The sequence below is a fragment of the Nitrospirota bacterium genome (genome assembly GCA_016207905.1).
Taxonomy (GTDB): Bacteria; Nitrospirota; Thermodesulfovibrionia; order Thermodesulfovibrionales; family JdFR-86; genus JACQZC01.
The window spans coordinates 37,365-58,048 of record JACQZC010000053.1 but is presented as its reverse complement, the minus strand read 5'-3'; the positions used below and the strand labels follow the sequence as shown (position 1 = coordinate 58,048).

General features: G+C 42.7%; 23 protein-coding genes and 2 tRNA genes. 15 read left to right on the top strand and 10 right to left on the bottom strand.

From position 1 onward, the window contains the following. Window positions 1–204: 204 nt before the first annotated feature. From HY805_06690 to HY805_06670, 5 genes are all read left to right on the top strand, one after another. Complete coding sequence (locus tag HY805_06690; GenBank protein ID MBI4823899.1) at window positions 205–351, top strand: ankyrin repeat domain-containing protein; 147 nt, start codon at window positions 205–207, stop codon at window positions 349–351. 7 nt (window positions 352–358) lie between these two features. Then, window positions 359–664 (top strand): hypothetical protein, encoded by a 306-nt coding sequence (locus HY805_06685; GenBank protein ID MBI4823898.1) that lies wholly within the window; start codon window positions 359–361, stop codon window positions 662–664. After that, on the top strand, window positions 649–882 hold the full coding sequence (locus tag HY805_06680; protein MBI4823897.1) for a DUF2283 domain-containing protein: 234 nt from the start codon (window positions 649–651) through the stop codon (window positions 880–882). The genes HY805_06685 and HY805_06680 overlap by 16 nt, the downstream gene beginning before the upstream one ends. A gap of 261 nt (window positions 883–1,143) precedes the next feature. Continuing rightward, a complete protein-coding gene (locus HY805_06675; protein MBI4823896.1) occupies window positions 1,144–3,120 on the top strand; it encodes an ankyrin repeat domain-containing protein in 1,977 nt (658 codons plus the stop codon). Continuing rightward, a complete protein-coding gene (locus tag HY805_06670) occupies window positions 3,120–3,980 on the top strand; it encodes a DUF4384 domain-containing protein (GenBank protein ID MBI4823895.1) in 861 nt (286 codons plus the stop codon). The genes HY805_06675 and HY805_06670 overlap by 1 nt, the downstream gene beginning before the upstream one ends. Window positions 3,981–3,986: 6 nt before the next feature. Here the strand turns inward: HY805_06670 and HY805_06665 are convergent. Both HY805_06665 and HY805_06660 read right to left on the bottom strand, forming a co-directional pair. After that, a tRNA-Cys gene (locus tag HY805_06665) sits at window positions 3,987–4,059 on the bottom strand. 87 nt (window positions 4,060–4,146) lie between these two features. Next, window positions 4,147–4,219: transfer RNA gene (locus tag HY805_06660), tRNA-Gly, on the bottom strand. A 70-nt stretch (window positions 4,220–4,289) separates the two neighbouring features. Here HY805_06660 and trpE point away from each other — a divergent pair. From trpE to holA, 10 genes are all read left to right on the top strand, one after another. Next, window positions 4,290–5,780, top strand: coding sequence for an anthranilate synthase component I (trpE, locus tag HY805_06655; GenBank protein ID MBI4823894.1), 1,491 nt, complete (start codon window positions 4,290–4,292; stop codon window positions 5,778–5,780). Between the two features lie 7 nt (window positions 5,781–5,787). Beyond that, window positions 5,788–6,363: an aminodeoxychorismate/anthranilate synthase component II gene (gene pabA / locus HY805_06650; GenBank protein ID MBI4823893.1), complete on the top strand. Its 576-nt coding sequence runs from the start codon at window positions 5,788–5,790 to the stop codon at window positions 6,361–6,363. A 132-nt stretch (window positions 6,364–6,495) separates the two neighbouring features. Continuing rightward, window positions 6,496–6,702, top strand: a complete 207-nt coding sequence (locus HY805_06645) for an AbrB/MazE/SpoVT family DNA-binding domain-containing protein (protein MBI4823892.1) — start codon at window positions 6,496–6,498, stop codon at window positions 6,700–6,702. After that, a complete protein-coding gene (locus HY805_06640) occupies window positions 6,702–7,073 on the top strand; it encodes a type II toxin-antitoxin system VapC family toxin (protein MBI4823891.1) in 372 nt (123 codons plus the stop codon). Before HY805_06645 ends, HY805_06640 begins: the two co-directional genes overlap by 1 nt. A 51-nt stretch (window positions 7,074–7,124) precedes the next feature. Then, window positions 7,125–8,141 (top strand): anthranilate phosphoribosyltransferase, encoded by a 1,017-nt coding sequence (gene trpD, locus HY805_06635; GenBank protein ID MBI4823890.1) that lies wholly within the window; start codon window positions 7,125–7,127, stop codon window positions 8,139–8,141. Continuing rightward, on the top strand, window positions 8,142–10,652 hold the full coding sequence (locus HY805_06630) for a leucine--tRNA ligase (GenBank protein MBI4823889.1): 2,511 nt from the start codon (window positions 8,142–8,144) through the stop codon (window positions 10,650–10,652). It abuts the gene before it with no gap. A 118-nt stretch (window positions 10,653–10,770) separates the two neighbouring features. Beyond that, window positions 10,771–11,001 carry a DUF433 domain-containing protein gene (locus tag HY805_06625; protein ID MBI4823888.1) on the top strand — a complete coding sequence of 77 codons (231 nt, stop codon included), beginning with the start codon at window positions 10,771–10,773 and terminating at the stop codon, window positions 10,999–11,001. A 1-nt stretch (window position 11,002) separates the two neighbouring features. After that, the gene (locus tag HY805_06620; GenBank protein MBI4823887.1) at window positions 11,003–11,365 is read left to right on the top strand and encodes a DUF5615 family PIN-like protein; all 363 of its coding nucleotides are present in this window, start codon (window positions 11,003–11,005) and stop codon (window positions 11,363–11,365) included. A gap of 57 nt (window positions 11,366–11,422) precedes the next feature. After that, window positions 11,423–11,914, top strand: coding sequence for a hypothetical protein (locus HY805_06615; GenBank protein MBI4823886.1), 492 nt, complete (start codon window positions 11,423–11,425; stop codon window positions 11,912–11,914). A 6-nt stretch (window positions 11,915–11,920) separates the two neighbouring features. Then, on the top strand, window positions 11,921–12,787 hold the full coding sequence (holA, locus tag HY805_06610; protein ID MBI4823885.1) for a DNA polymerase III subunit delta: 867 nt from the start codon (window positions 11,921–11,923) through the stop codon (window positions 12,785–12,787). Here holA and rpsT read toward each other — a convergent pair. From rpsT to HY805_06570, 8 genes are all read right to left on the bottom strand, one after another. Further along, window positions 12,777–13,064 carry a 30S ribosomal protein S20 gene (gene rpsT / locus HY805_06605; protein ID MBI4823884.1) on the bottom strand — a complete coding sequence of 96 codons (288 nt, stop codon included), beginning with the start codon at window positions 13,062–13,064 and terminating at the stop codon, window positions 12,777–12,779. The two genes, holA and rpsT, sit on opposite strands and share 11 nt — an antisense overlap. An 85-nt stretch (window positions 13,065–13,149) precedes the next feature. Then, on the bottom strand, window positions 13,150–14,622 hold the full coding sequence (gene rpoD / locus HY805_06600) for an RNA polymerase sigma factor RpoD (protein ID MBI4823883.1): 1,473 nt from the start codon (window positions 14,620–14,622) through the stop codon (window positions 13,150–13,152). Next, entirely contained in the window at window positions 14,619–16,277 is a 1,659-nt protein-coding gene (locus tag HY805_06595; GenBank protein MBI4823882.1) for a DNA primase, read from the bottom strand. The genes rpoD and HY805_06595 overlap by 4 nt, the downstream gene beginning before the upstream one ends. A 64-nt stretch (window positions 16,278–16,341) precedes the next feature. Beyond that, a complete protein-coding gene (locus HY805_06590) occupies window positions 16,342–17,304 on the bottom strand; it encodes an NGG1p interacting factor NIF3 (protein ID MBI4823881.1) in 963 nt (320 codons plus the stop codon). A gap of 39 nt (window positions 17,305–17,343) precedes the next feature. After that, complete coding sequence (locus tag HY805_06585; GenBank protein ID MBI4823880.1) at window positions 17,344–17,538, bottom strand: 30S ribosomal protein S21; 195 nt, start codon at window positions 17,536–17,538, stop codon at window positions 17,344–17,346. A 66-nt stretch (window positions 17,539–17,604) separates the two neighbouring features. Next, a complete protein-coding gene (locus HY805_06580) occupies window positions 17,605–18,291 on the bottom strand; it encodes an ABC transporter ATP-binding protein (GenBank protein ID MBI4823879.1) in 687 nt (228 codons plus the stop codon). Next, complete coding sequence (locus HY805_06575) at window positions 18,291–19,478, bottom strand: ABC transporter permease (GenBank protein MBI4823878.1); 1,188 nt, start codon at window positions 19,476–19,478, stop codon at window positions 18,291–18,293. Before HY805_06575 ends, HY805_06580 begins: the two co-directional genes overlap by 1 nt. Window positions 19,479–19,567: 89 nt before the next feature. Continuing rightward, window positions 19,568–20,677 (bottom strand): hypothetical protein, encoded by a 1,110-nt coding sequence (locus HY805_06570; GenBank protein ID MBI4823877.1) that lies wholly within the window; start codon window positions 20,675–20,677, stop codon window positions 19,568–19,570. Between the last annotated feature and the right edge of the window lie 7 nt (window positions 20,678–20,684).

Sequence of the window (20,684 nt, the reverse complement as noted above, 5' to 3'; positions counted from 1 at the left end):
CTCAGGCTAAAACCCCTTGCCTTCAACTCCGTTATCCTGTCCCTCTCTTCCAAATTAAGTTGCTTATATCGTCTCTCCATAAACACTTAGGGTAACTCCTTCGTAGCCCCAAGTGTTGCACTTCCTCATTGAACTGGCGTCCTATTCCTGCTTATCTCTGTGCTTTTTGTTCCCCTTTCCATTTATGCAGGCATTAATGCTGAGATGTTTGATGCAGCAAAACAAGGTAATATTGCCAAAATTAAAGAACTCCTTAACAAAGGTGCTGATGTGAATGCAAAAAAGAATGATGGCAGGACTGCTTTGATGCAAGCATCTTTTACTTTTGGTATTGGCTTTAGCGATTGGTAAATAGACTTTGATATTAAAGGACATCTTTAAAGACTTAATTGAGCTTACAGATGAGAGATGGCATCACATTATAAAGGAGCATCCTGAGGTTGAACCTTATAAAGAAAGGATTCAAGAAGTTTTATTGGTGCCTGATTACATGAAGGAAAGCATGAGGGACAAGGATGTAGTGCTTTACTATAAGTTCTATGGAGATATTTTTTCGGGAAAGTATTTGCTCGTAGTAGCAAAGAAAGGATTGCGGTCATTTATTCTTACCTGTTATATTACTGATATAATAAAGAAAGGAGAGACCTTATGGGAAAAGAAATAAAGATAGCTTATGATGATGAGGGAGATATACTGGATGTCTCTTTGGGCGAGCCTAAAGAGGCAATCTCTAAGGAAGTAGAGGCTGATTTCTTTCTCAGGGTTAGTCCTGTTAATGGTGAGGTGGTTGGGTTTTCAATTCTAAACTTTAGGAAATGGTTTAAAGATGCAAAGGATGTTAAGACCCTTCCTGTTAAAGCTGAGCTTGTCCCTTCATCCTGACTTCTTTAGCCTTTTACTTAAAGGAAAGAGTTTTTAAGGAGGGGTTTATGAAAAAGGCTTTTCCGCTTCCGTCATTCCTGCTTGTCAGGAATCTTTCTGATATAATGACATTTAAGTAGGGTTTTATGAAAAAGGTTTTTATATTTTGTCACCCTGAATTTATTTCAGGGTCTAAGAGATGCTAAACTGAGATGCTGAATCCCGAAGTGTCGGGACAGCATGACAGATAGGGTGTATGATGACAATTTCAGGAGGTCTCTTATGAAAAAGGTATTTTCGCTTATGTCATTCCGAACTTGTTTCGGAATCTCAATTGTCTTAACCCTTGCCCTGCTTATCTCTGCGCTCTTTATTCCCCTTACTATTTATGCAGACATTAATGATGACCTGAGAAGGGCGGCAGAAAAGGGTGATATTAATAAAGTTAAAAGTCTCTTACAGCATGGTGCTGATGTGAATGCAAAAGACAATAATGGCAATACTGCTTTGATGTATGCGGCAGTGGGTGGTCATACAGAGATTGTCCAGACCCTTCTTAACAAAGGCGCCAATGTGAATGCAAAAAACAATTTTGGCAATACTGCTTTGATATATGCGGTAAAGAATGGTCGTACAGAGATTGTTTCCCTGCTTGGGTATGCAATGGAAGGTAAATATATTGCTCAACAGAAGACTCCCCCTCCACAGAAGGCTCCACCTGTAATTGACATAGTCTCTCTAACTTTTTCCGAGCCTTCAGGAAACAATATCCTTGACGCAGAAGAAAAAGGGACAATCTTTATAAAGGCTAAAAACACAGGTAAAGGCACAGCATTTGATGTCCACATCAGACTTATCCCGAATGAGTCAGTTAAGGGCATGAGTTTTGCTAAAGAGACCTCTATCGGCAACATAAACCCTAATGAGGAAAAAACAGTCTCTATAGATATATCCGCAGATGAGGCTCTTTTAACAAAGGATGTTAGTTTAAAGGCAACCCTTATAGAGTCAGGAGGCTTTGACTCCCAGCCTGTGATTTTATCCTTTAAGACGAGCCAGCTTATCCCACCTGTCTTACAGCTCGCAAAACTAAATATTGAGGACTCTGAGGGAAGAAGGGTCATCACAAAAGGCAAGGAGACTAATATAACCCTTACTGTTCAGAATGCAGGCATGGGCATAGCAAGAGGTGTGGTAGTTACAATAGAGTCAGGGGACCCCAATGTCAAGGTATTCGGTGACAATAAGGTAGTCCTCGGCATACTTAATCCGGGCGAGTCAAAGAAGGCTGTTTTCAGCATAGCGGTTACACAGAGATATAGCGGCGCTGAAACCCTGCCTGTCTCATTCAGTATAGATGAGGAGCGAAAGAGGTTTTCCCTGAGACCTGACATAAAGCTTGCCCTTAATAAGGAGGCTCCTGAAATAAAGGTCGTGAAAGTGGAGGCTAAAGAGACACCACTTTTTACACCTGTGGCTTCTGAGGGTATAGATGCGGTCCAGGTCCTTAATACCGCAGAGCAGGTAGTAAGCCCAATGGATATTGCTGTTGTAATCGGCATAGAGCAGTACAAGAATGTCCCAAAATCAGATTACTCATATGATGATGCAAAATTAATGAAGGCATATCTTAAGGCATTGGGCTTTGCTGAAAGAAATATACAATTTGTAACAAACACTGATGCAACGAAATCAGGCATTGAAAAATCCATTGAGGGATGGCTAAAAAATAAGGCAAAGCCTGAAAGTCGTGTTTTTGTCTATTACTCAGGACATGGTGCACCAGAGCCAAAAACAGGTGATGCATATCTTGTCCCATATGATGGAGACCCTAATTACCTTGAGCTTACAGGGTATCCATTAAAAAGGCTTTATGATAATCTGGGCAAATTGCAGGTAGCTGAGGTAGTAGTTGTCTTGGATTCCTGTTTTTCAGGCTCAGGTGGAAGAAGTGTTTTAGCAAAAGGAGCAAGACCATTGGTGATGACAGTAGAGGGTTTAATATTACCTCAAAACATGGCAGTTTTGACCTCAACACAGGGAACTGATATAAGCACATCTAATCCTGAAAGAGGTCATGGGGTATTCACATATTATTTTCTTAAAGCACTAAAAGAGGGCAAAAAGAGCCTTGCTGAGATTTATGAATATATAAAGCCTTTGGTTGAAAACGAGGCAAAGGAGCTTAATGTTCAGCAGTCTCCGAGCATAAGCCCGGAGATAGAGAAACTGAGAGGAAGGTTTAACCTGAGAAAGTGATGAAGCATACCCAAAGCAATAGATTGCTTCGCCCCGAAGCATCAGGACTCGCAATGACACTAATCATCGGCGCTTTCTTATTTGCGTCAAGTGTCTTTGCCTCTTCTGCACCTATCTGGGTTACTGCAGAGGGCGAAGCCTACATGGGTGAGCTTGACACCCCAAAAGAGGTAAAAGAGCGTGCAAAAAAGGACGCCCAGAGAAAGGCAATTGAAGAGGCAGTCGGCACATTCATAAGGTCACATACCCTTGTGTCAAACAGTCAGCTTAAGGAAGACCTCATATATGCAAGTGTGAGGGGTAAAATAGATAAAATTGAAATTATAAAAGAGGGCTGGGATGAAAAAGACAGATTCCTCTACAAGGTCAGTTTAAAGGCACTCATCATACCTGTTTATCCTGAAAAAGGTGAGGGGATTTCCATAAAACTCTCGCTTTCAAAGACAGAGCTAAAAGAAGGCGAGGAGGTAAAGCTCTTCTATCAGGCAAGCTCGGATTGTTATGTTTATATATTCTCAGTTGCAGTAGATGGCTCTGTAACAGTGCTTTTGCCGAATTCTGTGAATCGGGAAAATTTCATAAAGGCAGGGGAGCCATACGAGTTTCCGCCTCTAAAAAGTTCGATAAGACTGAAGGCACTTTTTCTTCCTGAATACAGGGAAAATACTGCTGAAGAATGGATTAAGGTCATAGCCACAAAGAAAAAAGAAGAGCTTGTTTCATTAGGATTTCAGGAAGGAATGTTTAAAGTCTATGATGCAAAATCCACAGGCATGATAAGCGACCTCGTAAGAAGGCTTAATCAGATTGAGCCTTCAGAGTGGACAGAGGCAGGCGCAGGGTATATTTTAACGAGATAGTTAAAGAGGCGGCGATCGGATTTGAACCGATGCATCGAGGTTTTGCAGACCTCTCCCTTAGCCACTTGGGTACGCCGCCATATAGCTCCAAAAAGTCTATGACTTTTTGGAGACCTCTTTAATATTTATTTTCTAAGAAAAATCGTAAGATTTTTCTTGGCTTCAAAGCGGGCGACGGGACTTGAACCCGCGACCCCAACCTTGGCAAGGTTGTGCTCTACCAACTGAGCTACACCCGCATATTAAAAATTAATAAGGACAATCGGTTATAATAAATAAATATAGTTAATAATCAGGTGCTTTGTCAACATGATATACCCTGACATAGAAGACTTTAAAAATATTGCCCTTTCGGCAAAAGGCAGGCTCATCCCTGTTTACAGGGAAATATCAGGAGACACCGATACCCCTGTCTCTGCATTCTTGAAGCTAAGAGACTGCCCCTCGTTTCTACTTGAAAGCGTTGTTGGCGGAGAGAAATGGGCAAGGTATTCTTTTTTAGGTCTAAACCCCTCAAAGGTCATAAAGGCAACAGGAACACAGGTTGAGATAATAGAGAAAGGAAAAACACACTCTCTTGAGGTCAAAGACCCTATAGATTTCCTGAGACAAACAATGAAAAATTACAAGGCACTAAAGGTAGCAGGTCTTCCGAGGTTCTCAGGCGGTCTTGTCGGGTATCTGAGCTACGACATGGTCAGATTCATGGAAAAACTTCCTGACATGAAAAGAAAAGACATAGAACTGCCTGATATGTTTTTCATGCTCACAGATACAATGCTTATATTTGACAGCCTAAGACAAACGATAAAGGTTTTATCCACTGTGCCTACAAAAGGCAAAGACCCAGAAATTGCTTATAAAACTGCAAGAGAAAAGATTAATAACATAGTAAAGAAACTGAAAAAGCCATTGCCCCCAGATGTCCTTGAGTTCAGGTCAGGAGAAGGCACTAAAGGGGGCGATTCGTTCGTCTCCTCATTTGGGGGAAAGGAGGCATTCAAATCAGCAGTTATGAAGGCAAAGGATTATATCTCTAACGGAGATGTCGTTCAAGTGGTCTTATCACAGAGGTTTCAGAAGCCCTGCCATATCGATGCATTCTCCATCTACAGGGCACTGAGGGTGATAAACCCCTCTCCCTATATGTATTACTTAGATACAGGGGACTGTGAGATGATTGGCTCCTCCCCTGAAATCCTCGTCAGGCTTGAAGGCAGAAAGATTACCTTAAGACCAATAGCAGGCACAAGAAGAAGGGGTGACAAAGAGGAACAAGACATAGCCCTCGAAAAACAACTAAAAGATGACTTAAAAGAAAAGGCAGAGCACATAATGCTCGTTGACTTAGGAAGAAACGATGTGGGAAGGGTTGCAAAGACAGGCTCTGTAAAGGTCACAGAGCTTATGGCTGTGGAAAGGTATAGCCATGTAATGCATATGGTGTCAAATGTAGAGGGCATCCTAAAAGATGGGCTCGATTCATTCGATGTCCTCAATGCCTCTTTCCCTGCAGGCACAGTCACTGGTGCTCCAAAGATTCGGGCAATGGAAATAATCGAGGAGCTTGAGCCTTTAAGAAGAGGGTTGTATTCAGGTGCAGTCGGGTATTTCGGCTATACAGGCAATATGGATACATGTATCACCATAAGAACACTCATTAAGAAAAACAACATGATATATGTGCAGGCAGGTGCAGGCATAGTGGCAGACTCAAAGCCTGAGCTTGAGTACATGGAGACTGTCAATAAAGCCAAAGGGATGATGAAGGCAGTTGAAATGGCAGAGGAGGCGAGCTAAGACTAATATGCTATTGATGATTGACAATTACGATTCCTTTACTTATAACCTCGTTCAGTATTTGGGAGAGCTGGGCGAGGACATAAGGGTATTCAGGAATGACAAGATAACCATACCTGAGATTGAAAGGCTCAAGCCCATGAGGATTGTAATATCCCCTGGCCCTTGCACTCCGAATGAGGCAGGAATCTCCGTTGATTTAATAAGGCACTTTGCAGGCAGGATTCCAATATTGGGCGTGTGCCTTGGACATCAGTCAATAGGTTCTGCATTTGGAGGAAAAATCATAAGGGCAGAAAGACTCATGCATGGAAAGACATCCATGATTTATCATGATGGAAAAACCATTTTTAAGGGGATAGTAAATCCCTTTGAGGCAACGAGGTATCATTCCCTTCTTATAGAGAAAAAGACGCTCCCTAAGTGCCTTGAGATAAGTGCATGGACAGATATGGGTGAGATAATGGGTGTAAGACACAGGGAGTTTCTGATAGAGGGTGTTCAGTTTCATCCTGAGTCAATCCTTACAAGGGTGGGTAAGGATATATTGAGGAATTTTCTAAGATTGAGTAGAAAGGGATAGGATGCTTAACCGTCTATTACATCTTGAAAAGGAGCTGTCTTAAAAAACAGGGGACAAGTGGAGGTAATAGGTGTTGACAGTCCCATGTATTTGTTTTACAATTTTTGTATCGATGCTATAAGGAGGGATAAAATGCCGACTACTACCGTATCACCGAAATTTCAGGTAGTGATACCAAAAGATATAAGGGAGAAACTCAATTTAAAAAAGGGTCAGAGGATGACTGTCATCACAAAAGGCGGGGTAATCTATTTCATTCCTGAGAAGCCTGCTACTTCATTCAAGGGATTTCTAAAGGGAATGGACAGAGGGGACATAAGAGAGGACAAAGACAGATAATGTATCTTGTGGACTCTTCCGGCTGGATTGAATTCTTTACAGATGGTCCCCTTTGTAGCGAATACTCAAGATATCTTAAGGACCCAACTAAGATAATAACCCCAACGATTATCCTTTATGAGGTCTATAAGAAGATAAAAAAAGAGCGCACCGAAGCTGATGCCATCCTTGCAGTATCTTCAATGTGGAAGACAACGATTGTTCCTTTAAGTGAAAGCATAGCACTTACATCAGCAGATTTAAGCTTGAAGCACTTACTGCCTATGGCTGATGCCATCGTATATGCAACCTCACTGGAAAAGGGTTGCAAGGTGATAACCAGCGATACCCACTTCAGAGGACTTGAGGATGTGGTTTTGATTGAGGACTAATAAGGATGCTATGGAAAATCTAAGAAACTTTTTGAAATTAAGGAGGTAGATATGATAAAGGAGGCAATCAGCATCCTTGTAAGCGATATAAACCTCTCTGAGTTCGAGATGGCTGAGTGCATGACTGAGCTAATGGAAGGTAGGGCAACCGATGCACAGATAGCCTCATTCCTTACTGCACTCAGGATTAAGGGCGAGACAGTGGATGAGATAACAGGTGCGGCTAAGGTTATGAGGCAGAAAGCCGCATCTATCAAGTCACCTCGAGGCACACTTGACACCTGCGGAACAGGCGGAGACATGGCAGGAACATTCAATATATCCACAACCACTGCCATTGTTGTCTCTGCATGCGGTGTGCCTGTTGCAAAGCATGGAAACCGCTCTGTGTCTTCTCAAGCAGGAAGCGCAGATGTGCTTGAGGCATTAGGAGTCAAGATAGACCTCCCTCCTGAGAAGGTAGAGGAATGCCTCTTTCAGACAGGCTTTGGATTCCTTTTTGCACCTCTTTTTCACCCTGCAATGAAGTATGCAATTGGCCCAAGACGGGAGATGGGTATAAGGACCATATTTAATATCCTTGGACCCATCACAAACCCTGCAGGTGCAAAAAAACAGATACTTGGTGTTTTCTCGGACAAACTTACAGAGACCCTCTGCCGTGTCCTTCAAAACTTAGGTGCAGAAGATGTAATGGTTGTCCACGGCGAAGACGGCCTCGATGAGATAACAATCTCAAATGGCACAATGGTATCGAGGCTTTCCTCAGGCAGAAAAATAGATAACTTTGTGCTTTCCCCCGAGGACTTTGGGCTTCAAAGGGCTGAGCTTAAAGAGATTTCAGGTGGCACAAAGGATGAAAACGCAAAGATAACACTTTCAATCCTCAAAGGCGAAAAAGGTCCTAAAAGGGATATTGTGCTTATGAACTCCTCTTCGTCTCTGGTTGTCGCAGGCATGACTGATTCGTTTAAGGATGCCGTTATGATAGCAGAAGAGGCGATTGACTCGGGAAGGGCTATAGGAAAGCTTGAGGAGATTAAGGGCTTTACCCTGAAAGCCTGTTGAATGAAAGAAAAATATATCCCAGAAGAAATAGAGCTTAAGTGGCAGAGCTACTGGGCTGAAAAGGACATCTTCGGCACAAATCCGCCTAATGACAGGAAGTTTTACTGTCTTGAGATGTTCCCCTATCCATCCGGCAGGATTCATATGGGACATGTAAGAAACTATGCAATCGGAGATGTTATTGCCCGATACAAAAGGATGCAGGGCTTCAATGTGCTACATCCAATGGGATGGGATGCATTTGGACTGCCTGCTGAAAATGCCGCAATAAAAGAAGGCATACACCCTGCTACATGGACATACGAAAACATAAGCTATATGAAGAAACAGCTCATCCGCATGGGACTAAGCTATGACTGGCAAAGAGAAGTAACTACATGTAGTCCTGAATACTATAGGTGGAACCAGTGGTTTTTCCTCAAGATGCTCAAGATGGGGCTTGCATATAAGAAATCGTCTTTTGTTAATTTCTGTCCGTCATGTGCCACTGTGCTTGCTAATGAGCAGGTCATAGAAGGAAGGTGCTGGAGATGCGATAGCGAAGTAGAGCAGAAAGAATTAGAGCAGTGGTTTTTGAATATAACCCATTACGAAGAAGAGCTTCATAAAGCATGCGACGACCTCAAGGGCTGGCCTCAAAGCGTTGTCCTTATGCAGAAAAACTGGCTCGGAAAAAGCGAAGGCATAGAGGCCGATTTTCCCATCGAAGGTATGAATGAAAAGATAAGAGTCTTCACAACAAGGCCCGATACGCTTTGGGGCGCAACATTCCTCTGCCTTGCACCAAACCATCCTTTGTCCGAAAAACTTCTTCCTGACACTATCAAGCTCGAAAAACTAAAGGAGCATTATGGAAGGATGGACGAAAAAACAGGACTTTTTACAAGTCACTATGCAGTTAACCCTGTAAATGGGGAGAGGCTTCCTATTTATATCGCAAGTTTCGTGCTTATGGAATATGGGACAGGAGCCATAATGTCTGTGCCTTCTCATGACCAGAGGGATTTTGAGTTTGCAAAAAAATATGGACTTCCAATAAGAACCGTTATTGTGCCCGAGAGTCAGGAAAAAGTCTTTGACTCAGCATATGAGGGAGAAGGCATACTCATTGATTCAGGAAGGTTTAGCGGTATCTATTCTGAAATGGCAAGGCAGGAGATAGCTGATTATTTGAAGCAGGAGGGAGTTGGTAAAAAGGTTGTAAACTATAAGCTCAGGGACTGGGGCATCTCAAGGCAAAGATACTGGGGAACACCAATACCTGTGCTTTACTGCTCAAAATGCGGTATTGTGCCTGTGCCTGAAGCAGACCTTCCAGTAATACTTCCTGAAAGTGTAAGGTTTACAGGAAAAGGTGGCAGTCCACTTCTTGAGCTTGAGGACTTCATAAATGTTCCCTGCCCTTTATGCAAAGGGCTTGCTAAAAGAGAAACAGATACTATGGATACATTCGTTGACTCATCATGGTATTTCCTAAGATACTGTCTTCCAAAAGGAGATATAGACCTTCAGGGTCTCTTAAAAGACCCTCATTCAGAGGCACATAAATGGATGCCTGTTGACCAGTATGTCGGAGGAGTCGAGCATGCAGTCTTACATCTTCTTTATTCGAGGTTCTTTATGAGGGTCATAAGGGACATTGGACTGACAGCCCAGAGCGAGCCATTTGGAAATCTCCTTACGCAAGGCATGGTCTCAAAAGAAACCCTTAAGTGCCATGAACACGGCTGGCTTTCTCCTGATGAGATAAAAGACTGCAGGTGCATTAAATGTGGGAATGAGATTGAGCTTGGCAGAGTCGAGAAGATGTCTAAATCAAAAAAGAATGTTATAGACCCAGACCATCTCATCGGAAAATACGGTGCAGATACGACAAGGCTCTTCACCCTCTTTGCCGCACCACCTGAGAAAGACCTTGAATGGTCCGACAAAGGGGTCGAGGGAGCATATAGGTTCCTTGGAAGACTTTACCTCACTGTCTATAAATATAAAGATAGATTAAAAGAAGGAACTGTGTCTGAGACCCATCCCCTTTATAAAAAAACACACCAGAGCATCAAAAGGGTAACCAATGACATAGAACGGCAGTTCCATTTCAACACTGCAATATCTGCCCTTATGGAACAGTTAAATGAGATAAACTCCTTTGAGCCTGCCTCTGAGGAGGACTACCTTGCATTGAGATTTGCAATTGAAAAACTACTTGTCCTTCTAAGCCCTTTTGCCCCTCATATAGCAGAAGAGCTCTGGAGTGCTATTGGGAAAAGCCCAAGCATCCTCGATGAGAAATGGCCCTCATGGGATGATGTTGCCGCAAAGGAAGAGGAGATAGAATTAGTCATACAGATAGGTGGAAAGGTAAGGGCAAAGCTCATAACACCTCATGGGAAGTCAGATGAGGAGCTTAAAGACATAGCTCTCAATGAGCCTAAGATAAAAGAGATTCTTAAAGATAAACCTCCAAAGAAGGTGTTTGTGGTTAAGGGGAAGCTGGTGAATATAGTGGTATGAGGATATGGAAAAAGGCTTGCAAAAAGGCTGATATTAATGATGCAAAGGCTCTATGCCTTGGCATGAGATTATGAGAAAGGTTGTATAATAAAGAAATACACAAAGCAGGAGGAGCGTGATGAAAGAATTTAAACGGATAACATTCAACAAGGACATTATGGGCGGGCAGGCTTGCATAAGGGGGCTGAGAATACCTGTTTCTCTCATAATAAACCTTGTTGCAAATGGAATGACTACAGAAGAGATACTTAAAGAGTATCCTGACCTTGAGCCAGAGGACATAAAAGAGGCGCTTCAATACGCTTCATGGCTCGCTAAAGAAGAACTGCATCCTGTAAGTTATCCTTAGCATGAAATTTTTTGCAGATATGGGTATTTCACAGACTACCGTAAAGTGGTTGAAAGAGCAAGGGTTTGATGCCATCCATGTAAGGGATATTAATATGCACCGTGCCTCAGATACGGAAATTGTCAGAAAAGCAGTAGAAGAAGGAAGGGTCATCTTAACCTGCGACCTCGATTTTGGCGGTATTATTTCTGCATCAAGAGAGAAGTTTCCAAGCGCAATAATTTTAAGACTTGAAAATGAAACTCCAAACAATATCAATAGAAGGCTGAAACAGATTTTAAAAGAATCTTCAGAGGCTCTAATAAAAGGGGCGATCATCAGTGTGGAAGAAACACGGCATAGAGTTAGATTATTGCCTGTATAGAGAATATAAAAAAGGAGAGAATATCTGATTAACATGCACCCGCAGTGGAAAATAGACATGCAAATCAAAACATGGTGGTTACTGTTGCTCTGTCTTTTACTCTTCCTTACCTCCTGTGGCTACACGCTTCATAAGAACATCCCTCTTGACTCCGTAAGGCTCGGAAGTATTGTCAATCAGACATTCGAGCATGGTCTTGAAGACAAGCTCATGATTACCCTTACTGAGGAACTTATGAAAAACGGAATAAGGGTCGAAAAGACCTCGCCTTATAGCATTAGAGGTGTCATCGATACCTTTGAGCTCAGAGGGGTTGCATATAAAGAAAATGTAGCTGTCCAGTTTGAGGTATTCATAAAAGGAAGTTTCTATCTCCATCAGGATGTAACAGAGGAGTCTCCATTTGAACTCGGAGGCACTGTGATATTCCCCATAACTTTTTCGAGTGAGGGCACTTTAGAGGAAATAACAGCACTTAAAGAGGAGGCTATCGAAAGGGCATTGGGAGAGCTATCTTCCGAAATAGTCTCTTCAATCCTTTATAGATGAGAAGGTATGATTAGATTTTTAAAGGAAATAAAGAAGGGTCTTAAATCTCCAGTATACCTTCTTCATTCAAATGAGCCTTATTTATTGAAAGAAGCGGTCTTTGAAGCCAAAAGGACTATCCCTCAGGCTGAAAGGGATTTTTTATTCTATACCTTTGACAGAGAGATGCCTGAAGGCACTATAGAAAATGTGATAGACATACTTTACACAGTGCCCTTCATCGAAGGCAGAAGGGTAGTTACGGTAGAGAACTGCAATCTCCTTGTAGAGAAAGAGCTTACAGTGCTCGGCCACTATATCTCAAAGCCCTCGCCTTCCTCTGTCCTCATAATGTTGTATCAGACAGAGAAAGGCAGATTTAAAAAGTCACATAATGGGATGTTTGGCAGTGCTCAAGCCATATCTCTTGATATCAGGGAAGCGGATATTCCGTTATGGATAAAGGAAAAGGCATCGAATATCGGAATCACTCTCTCCAAAGAGGCAGTGGACTACCTTATAGCCGTTATTGGCACTGATATAGGGCTTCTCACTTCCGAGATAGAAAAGTTCTCCGAGATAGGAAAGAAAACACTTGAAAGAAAAGACATCGAAGAGCTCATCAGGGGCATTGGAGATTATGATGCCTTTGACCTCTTTAAGGCAATTCATAACAAAGACAGCCAGAGTGTATTTAAAATCTTCAAGGCATTGTCAGGCATAGTAGAGCCACAGATGCTTTTAGGTGCAATAAACTATCAGTTTACACAGAGCAAAGACACCGAAATGGCAAAGAAGGCTTTTGAGATTCTCCATGAAACAGACATTGCCATCAAAAGCAGTGGCACATCCTATCCGCTTGAATACATGCTGACCCGACTCCTTAAGCTTTAAGGATAGTGTTTGCCAGTTTCGAAAGCCTCGATATATTCCTTGAGGCAGTGTTTTTGTGTATCGCACCCTTTGATGCTGCCGAAGTTATGACCTTTACTGCCTCCTTAAGCACTGCTGATACAGCGTCTTTGTTCTTTGAGGCAACCACACTTACTAATTTCTTTCTAATAGTTTTTACCTTAGAGCGAACTGCCTTATTTCTCAGCTCCTGCTTCTTAGCTTGCCTGACCCTTTTAAGGGCAGAAAGGTTTTTCTTTGGCTGTGCCTTTGGCGGCAATTATAATACCTCCTGTAAGTTAATTTCCCTCATAAACCAGTTATATTTTATAACATACCTGATTGAATATAATCAATCAGCCCACTTATTTCCCTAAAAAAATCTTAAGCCACTTGCTCCTTGAGGGGTGCTTGAGCTTTCTTAAAGCCTTTACCTCAATCTGTCTTATCCTTTCTCTTGTAACCTCGAACTCCTGTCCTACCTCCTCAAGTGTATGTGGCATATCAGTGCCGATTCCAAACCTTCTTATCAGGATCTTCTGCTCTTTTTTACTGAGTGTTCCAAGTGCCCTTTGAATCTGTTTCTTTAATTCATCCGATATTGCAGAGTCAAACGGGGAGGAGGCGGTCCTGTCCTCGATGAAATCCGCAAGGTGGCTGTCTTCGTCATCTCCTATTGGTGTTTCTAAGGATATGGGCTCTTTTGCTATTTTCAGCACAGCCTCAACCTTGTGAATAGGCATCTTGACCCTATGTGCAATCAGTTCTTTCTCGGGCTCCCTGCCAAGTTCCTGCACAAGCTCCCTCGTTGCCCTCGTTATCCTGTTTATCGTCTCAACCATGTGCACAGGTATCCTTATCATCCGGGATTGGTCTGCCAGTGCCCTTGTTATGGATTGTCTTATCCACCATGTAGCATATGTGCTGAACTTATATCCCCTTGCGTACTCGAATTTATCGACTGCCCTCATAAGTCCGATATTGCCTTCCTGTATTAAATCAGAAAGGCTCAGTCCCTTACCCATATGCCTTTTTGCTATGCTTATGACAAGCCTGAGATTGGCTTCTGTCAACTCTTTCTTTGCCTCTGTAATCCTTTGTTCGCTACCTATTATATTTCTGAGCACCTTTTCGAGTTCACTAACCTTGATACCGAGCAAAAAAAGTATCTCCCTGAGTTTTCTTCTTTTATCCTTGTAATCTTTGTGAATCTTATCGTTTAAGGCTTTCTTCGTTTTCTTCCTCGATGTCTGAAGCTCCCTTTGGAGAAATATACCGGTTGCAATCAGTTCTTTGACCTCTTCTGTAAGGGAGGTTATCACTTCCTCTTTGAGTTTCAGTTTTTCTACCTCATCGAGCATTTGTCTTTCAATGCCAGCAAGTTTTTTTTGTGAGGGCTTTTGACCCTTCAGATAAGAAGCTCTTTTGTTGAAGAGTTTCTCTATGCGACTTACCTTGTCTGTAAATCTTTTCTTTTCTGCAATGAAGTCCTCCTCGGATATATCCTCTCCATTTGAGATTATCTCTGCAAACGGAGCCTCGCCCTTTTCAACGAGGTCCCCAAGAGGAACCAGTTTCCTTATAGCGAAGGGCAAAAGAAATATTACGGATGTGAGCTGTTTTCTTCCTGCCTCTATCTTTTTTGCAATCTCGACTTCTCCTTCCCTCGTAAGGAGTTGCCTGCCTGACATCTCTCTGAGATACGCCTTTATAGGTTCGTATTCCACTGCAACGAGCGATGCCTCCTCAGCCTCGTCTTTAACAGCGTCTTGTTCGGCTTCTCTTAAGATGTCTGAATTTTTCTCCGACTCTTCGGAATCCTCGTAATCTTTTTTCATCTTGTTGTCTCTCCAGTGAGTTTTTTCCTCTCCGTAAGAAGACTGCTTAGAAGCCCGAGGTCTTCGCTTTCCCTGGCAATCTGTATCCTCTCGTCGATCTGCCGTTTCTTTATCTTCTTTATACAGTCATCGATGTTTTTGTCAACATTTGTGATGTCAAAACCCGGCTCAACCGATAGTATGCGTATGAGCCTGTTTTCCTCGGAGTCTTCTTCTTGGACTCCTGATGCGATGTCCTTTAAGGAGATGACCTTCTGGAATGCCTTTCTTAAAAGGGTGTCTTTAATGTCCTCTAAGGATATATCTTTAAGTATCATCTGTTTTTTCTCCGGGAACGATACTATGGCACTTAAAAGCAGAAGCTCTTCATTGCAGGTCATTGACATTGCAACCCCTTTGTGATGGAGTTCTGCCTTCACGAGGTTTTTCAATTCCTTTCTGAGTGTGGACTCGCTCATCTTAGATTTTTCCGTAAGCTCAAGGAGAAGCTCCTCCTTGTAAATCGGGTCATTCACTTTTGATATTAAAGCCAATACCTCTTTTACTGTCTCTGCCTTTGGCTTAGACGATGTCTTTATAAAAAAATCTAAAGGCATAGTGGAAGCCTTTTCTATGAGATGAGTCATATATTCGTGCCCTTTTTCCCTCAGGAGGCTGTCAGGGTCTTTGCCCTCTGGCAGTATGAGGGCTTTTGGCCTCATGCCGTGCTCTAACATTAACGATACAGACCTTTTTGCCGCCATAAGACCTGCGGTGTCTCCATCAAAAATAACAATTATATTGTTTGTGAATCTTTTGAGTCTTTTAAGATGTCCTGTCGTAAGGGCAGTCCCCAGTGGTGCAACCACATTTCCAATCCCATTTTGATGGCACATGATTGCATCGAAGTAGCCTTCAACGGCAATGGCACAGTCTTTTCCCCTGATTTCCTTTTCTGCCATATTCAGGCAATAGAGGGTCTCGCCTTTCTTGAAAAGGACTGTATCAGGGGAGTTCAGGTATTTGGGCATTCCGTTATCCATAACCCTTCCGCCAAATGCTATGACATCTCCATGAGGGCTGGATATGGGAAACATTATTCTTGCCCTGAAGTTGTCATATACGCCTTTTGGACCCGTCGAGAGAAGCCCAGACTGAAGCATTAGCGATTCAGGGAATCCCCTACCTTTCAGATGCTCGTAAAGCTGATGCCAGCCTGGATGAGCATAGCCCAATGAAAATCGGCTTATGGTGTCATCCTTAAGTCCCCTCGATTTAAGATACTCGCTTGCTAACCTTGAGCCCTCGAGGTTTTTAACGAACAGTTTAGATGCCTCTTCATGAATCTCCTTGAGCGTCTCTTTACCTTCGTCTTTTTTAAGCGAATAATCCTTGAGCTTTACGCCTGCCTTTTTAGCGAGAATTCGGAGTGCCTCATTAAATGAAAGGTTTTCGTATTTTATTATAAAGCTCAAAATATCTCCGCCACTTCCACAGCCAAAGCAATGGAATATCTGCTTATGAGGGCTTACCATAAAGGATGGGGTTTTTTCAGGGTGGAAAGGGCAGAGCCCCTTGTAGTTCTGTCCTACCTTCTTAATGGAGACATATTCGGATATAAGCTCTACGATGTCGAGCCTGCCTTTTATCTCTTCAAGGATGCCGTCTGATTTCATAAATAATTATATATTTTTAAAATATGTTATATGCAAATTTTTTGTAGAGGAGGCAATATAGTTTTCAGTATGTAAGCCTGCTTATCCTTCTAAAGCCCGAGCAGGCAGTAATCCCGATGGGAGATTGTTTTGTAAGCTCATCTAAGAGGAGGTTCATGCCAATGTTGTCGCTCGAGATATGTCCTGCGATGACGACATTGATATGGTTTTTCTCTGCTTCCTTTCTGTGGTCTTCGCTCAGGTGCATTGCCACTATGGTATTTATACCGCTCTGGGCAATGCTTCCGAATATCTCTTTTGAGCCCTCTGTGCCACCTGTCATATCGACAAATATCCTACCAGATTTTCTTGATTTGGCTCCTACGAGTATCTCTGGCCCGGCACTGTTTTTTGCGGCATCCCTGTATTCGGGAATCTCTCTAAGAATGTCTATGAGGTCTTCCACCTTGTAGGGTTTTTTGTCGTCAAAAAGCCTCTGTAGATAAGCAGACACCATGTTATCTGCAGGCGTGTGAAAACAGACAAAGGGTATACCGATTAGCCTTGCGGCATCCACTGTCTTTGAATGGTTGACAGGCATGAGTCTTCTCTGAACCTCTTTAATCCTGCCCTCGAGCAGGTCTTCTGCTATATTGATTGGCACTCCAAATCTTGACAGAATATCTGCCTGCATCTGCATAACTGCATAAAGCCCTGCATAAGCCCTGCCCGAGGGATGATGGGATATTATGAGGTCAATGCCATGACCTCTCTGTCTTAAGCTGTCGCATAGAAGGACCTCGGCTGTGTCAATGTCAATACCTATGGTAGCGGAGTTTATCTCCTCATCGCCACTGCCATGAAGTATCCTTGTGTCAGGATAGGGGTTGGTAAGGGATTCTACATCAAAGAATTCCCTTTCGCTTTCCTTAAGGTTCTCGTAGTCTTTTCTACGGGCTTCAAGCTCTCTTAAGACAACGACAGTTCCCCTTGGGTCGTTGTCTATACCGATGCCAACGGCTTTATTATATAGTTCCCTAAGCTTCAATAAGCCCACATGCGCACCCTTTAGATAATAAAGACATTTTTAACCTTGAAATTTTACCCTTTTAACTGCCTTTTTGCGAGCGGCAATTGCCTTTTTCTTTTTCCTGACACTCGGCTTCTCGTAATGCTCCCTTTTTTTTATCTCCGAGAGTATTCCTTCTCTTTCGCACTGTTTCTTAAACCTCTTAAGTGCATTCTCAAAGGAATCACTCTCCCTCACCTTTATAGAGGGCATCCATGCACCCCTCCTCTCTTTGTTTAAACTTTTTCAGGTTAATTTAGCAATTAACGAGTTACTCTGTCAAGAAGAGATTGCGACCTCGCTCAACCTGCCATGAGACATCCTTATCATCTTCTTTGCAGACCTCGCTATCTCTGTGCTATGGGTAACTAAAATAAAGGTTATGCCTCTGTCACGATTTATGCTCTTTAAAAACTCCATGACCTCTGCCTCTGTCTCTTCATCGAGGTCTCCTGTAGGCTCATCGGCAAGGATTACTTCAGGGTCATTCATAAGTGCACGTGCAATGGCAACCCTTCTTTGCTCACCACCGCTCAGCTCGGATGGATAGGAGTTAATCTTATCTGAAAGCCCAACCATAGAAAGGTATTCCTGTGTCTTCTGCCTTATGCCTGATTTCCTTTTAGAAGTAAAGATAGTTGGAAGAAAGAGGTTTTCCTCTACAGTAAGCACAGGAAGAAGACTTGCAAACTGGAATATATAGCCAATCTTTTCAGCCCTGTACTCTGAAATCTTATCCTCGCTCAAGCTATAAATGTCAGTGCCACCGAAGAAAACCTTTCCTGATGAAGGCATGAGTATCCCGCCTATGATTGAAAGCAATGTTGTCTTTCCAGAGCCTGAATGCCCGGTGATGGAGACGAACTCGCCTTTTTCAATCTCAAGTGAGGCACCATCAACTGCCTTGATTTCACTACTTCCAACTGTATAGACCTTGCTTATATCATTTATCTGTATCTGTACCATTATGCCTCCTTGAGTGCCTTGAGGGGTTCAAGCCTTTTTATGCGGATTATAGATGAAAAGGCACCAATCATACATATTCCAGTACCTATAGCAAGACCAAGAATGCCCACCTCAATGCGCTCAAATACGGTGAGTGTTGCAGATACATCCCTTAGAATGGTAAAGACCCTCGAAAGGCTAACCGATAGATATGTGCCAAGTGCTATTCCAATAAGACTTCCAAGCACACCAATGACAATGACCTCGATAAAGAACATCCTGATTATATGGGAGCCTTTTGCGCCAATTGCCCTCATTATTCCAACTTCCCTAAACCTCTCATTTACAATAGCAGAGAATATTGCCCACGCAAGAAATGTCGAAAGCAAGGATGCAAGAATGATTGTAAGCAGAAACACCCTATTTATATCCTTGAGTGTGGAGATTATCCGCTTGCCCATATCGCTTCTTTCAATAACATCGACTTCAACTATCTCACCCTCAACCTTTCTACCAACCTTTACAGGGTCAAACCCTTCCCTGACCTTTGTGAATATGAGGGAAATCTCACATGGTTTAATACCAGATTTACCCTTTTCAATTACCTCATTAATATTTTCATCACTTATAAAGATTGCATTGTCAAGCCCTGTGCCTGTCTTTTCGAGCACACCTACAAATTTAAACTTGGTCCCGAAAAGCACACTTCCTTCCATATCAAGAAGACCTAAATTCCTATCTGCTTCCCAGCCTATGATTGCCTCGCCTTTTTCGAGCTTCCTTCCAATAGCCTTTTTAAGCCATGGGGTAACAATAAAATCCGTTTCCTGATTGAAGGCAACCACCTTGACCTCTGGTATATCACAGCAGACACCAAGTATAGTGGTAAGATATGTCTGGTATGTAACCTCTTCTATGCCATCAACCTTCTTGACCCTCTCTACCATGGAGCTGTCCATGTAGAATGTCTTTGCCTTTGTCTCAAGCAGGACCTCCTCTGCATAATCCCTTGCACCCATGGGCACAACCAAGAGGTCTGCACCAAGTCTGTCTGATGCCCTCTTAAGCGTTGAGCTTACACTCAAAAGGAACGATGTCCCGAACACTAAGATTGACACTAAAAGACCTATGGAGAGGATAAGGATTACGGTTCTAAAAGACTTTCTTTTTAGGTTCTTAATAGCAACACTGAAAAGATTAAATCTCAAGACCTATCTCCTTATTATTTTAAATGTGGGAAACGGGCATCTGTTTTATAATAAAGCAGATGCCCGCTATTTTCAAGCCAGCTTAGAGCTTACTTTTTCCAGTTTCCGTCCAGACCGCAGAGAACCGAATTGCCGTGAATGCCAAGAGCCCTGTGGCACTGATAGCATGCAGATGATGATGTTCCAACAACACCCTTTGCCTCAATGTCATAAAGAAGGAGCGTACCATCGGTAATGTCTTTTCCTTCTGCACCTTCGGAGCTTTCAACCATCTCCCTTAAGGTCAGTACTACATACTTACTGTCAGGGGTTGCCATTGCATCGTGGTTCTGTCCCTCATTAAGCATCTCCTCGTCAATGAGTTTAAGACTCTTTGCATCAATGAGGAAGAACCTGTCAGCACCTGACTGAAGTATATAATTGCCATCAGGTGTATAGGTCTGCCTGAATGTAAGTGTCTTTCCGGGTGTGCCTGTAACCTGTTTCTGTTTCAGAATCTTTGCCTCGCCCTTTTCAAGTGCTGCCATGTCAAGCCTGATGATGTCAATCTTTCCGTTGGGCTTTCCCTCATCAGCAAGATTTACTGCAACCATAAACTCCTTCATATCAGGAGAGTTTATGCCATGATAGAACTTAGTCTCGCCCTTCTTATAAGGAAGGAAGACCCTGTGCTTGAGCTCAAGTGTCTTTTTGTCCAGCACATCTATATATGCCTCATCCGTCATCATCACAGGGATGAACATCGTTGAGGACTGTCCTGAGGCACAGTAGTTTGCACCAATCCATGTCGCCCTGTCAGCGATCTTAATCGGAACATCCTTTATTACATTGCCTGTTTTGAGGTCCGAGATACCAACATGGAGTGTTCTTCCACCTTCTATGTTCTTGTCAGGAATATATGTTGACCAGTACATCTTTGTGCTGTCATTGACATCTATCCTTGCATCGTGTGTCGGGTGTGTAGCCTTCGTGCCAATGACAACCCTGTCGAGCTTTGTTACCTTTATGGGCTTTGCGGCAGATGGGTCTATCTCAACATCGGCAGCTGCAAAATGTCCACCCATACCTGCAACATAGAGTGTGCCTACATATTTTGCCGCGGCGATTGCAGTTGGTGCTTTGGAGTTGATTGTGGTATGAGAAAGATAAAATGCAACCGCAAGAATCAGGCATGCACCAATAATCAATAATTTTTTCATTTTTACT

Coding starts and splice junctions, on each gene's coding strand:
- HY805_06690 (MBI4823899.1), top strand. CDS start 205: ATGTTTGATGCAGCAAAACAAGGTAATATTGCCAAAATTAAAGAACTC.
- HY805_06680 (MBI4823897.1), top strand. CDS start 649: ATGGGAAAAGAAATAAAGATAGCTTATGATGATGAGGGAGATATACTG.
- HY805_06675 (MBI4823896.1), top strand. CDS start 1,144: ATGAAAAAGGTATTTTCGCTTATGTCATTCCGAACTTGTTTCGGAATC.
- HY805_06670 (MBI4823895.1), top strand. CDS start 3,120: ATGAAGCATACCCAAAGCAATAGATTGCTTCGCCCCGAAGCATCAGGA.
- trpE (MBI4823894.1), top strand. CDS start 4,290: ATGATATACCCTGACATAGAAGACTTTAAAAATATTGCCCTTTCGGCA.
- pabA (MBI4823893.1), top strand. CDS start 5,788: ATGCTATTGATGATTGACAATTACGATTCCTTTACTTATAACCTCGTT.
- HY805_06645 (MBI4823892.1), top strand. CDS start 6,496: ATGCCGACTACTACCGTATCACCGAAATTTCAGGTAGTGATACCAAAA.
- HY805_06640 (MBI4823891.1), top strand. CDS start 6,702: ATGTATCTTGTGGACTCTTCCGGCTGGATTGAATTCTTTACAGATGGT.
- trpD (MBI4823890.1), top strand. CDS start 7,125: ATGATAAAGGAGGCAATCAGCATCCTTGTAAGCGATATAAACCTCTCT.
- HY805_06630 (MBI4823889.1), top strand. CDS start 8,142: ATGAAAGAAAAATATATCCCAGAAGAAATAGAGCTTAAGTGGCAGAGC.
- HY805_06625 (MBI4823888.1), top strand. CDS start 10,771: ATGAAAGAATTTAAACGGATAACATTCAACAAGGACATTATGGGCGGG.
- HY805_06620 (MBI4823887.1), top strand. CDS start 11,003: ATGAAATTTTTTGCAGATATGGGTATTTCACAGACTACCGTAAAGTGG.
- HY805_06615 (MBI4823886.1), top strand. CDS start 11,423: ATGCAAATCAAAACATGGTGGTTACTGTTGCTCTGTCTTTTACTCTTC.
- holA (MBI4823885.1), top strand. CDS start 11,921: ATGATTAGATTTTTAAAGGAAATAAAGAAGGGTCTTAAATCTCCAGTA.
- rpoD (MBI4823883.1), bottom strand. CDS start 14,622: ATGAAAAAAGATTACGAGGATTCCGAAGAGTCGGAGAAAAATTCAGAC.
- HY805_06595 (MBI4823882.1), bottom strand. CDS start 16,277: ATGAAATCAGACGGCATCCTTGAAGAGATAAAAGGCAGGCTCGACATC.
- HY805_06585 (MBI4823880.1), bottom strand. CDS start 17,538: ATGCCCTCTATAAAGGTGAGGGAGAGTGATTCCTTTGAGAATGCACTT.
- HY805_06580 (MBI4823879.1), bottom strand. CDS start 18,291: ATGGTACAGATACAGATAAATGATATAAGCAAGGTCTATACAGTTGGA.
- HY805_06570 (MBI4823877.1), bottom strand. CDS start 20,677: ATGAAAAAATTATTGATTATTGGTGCATGCCTGATTCTTGCGGTTGCA.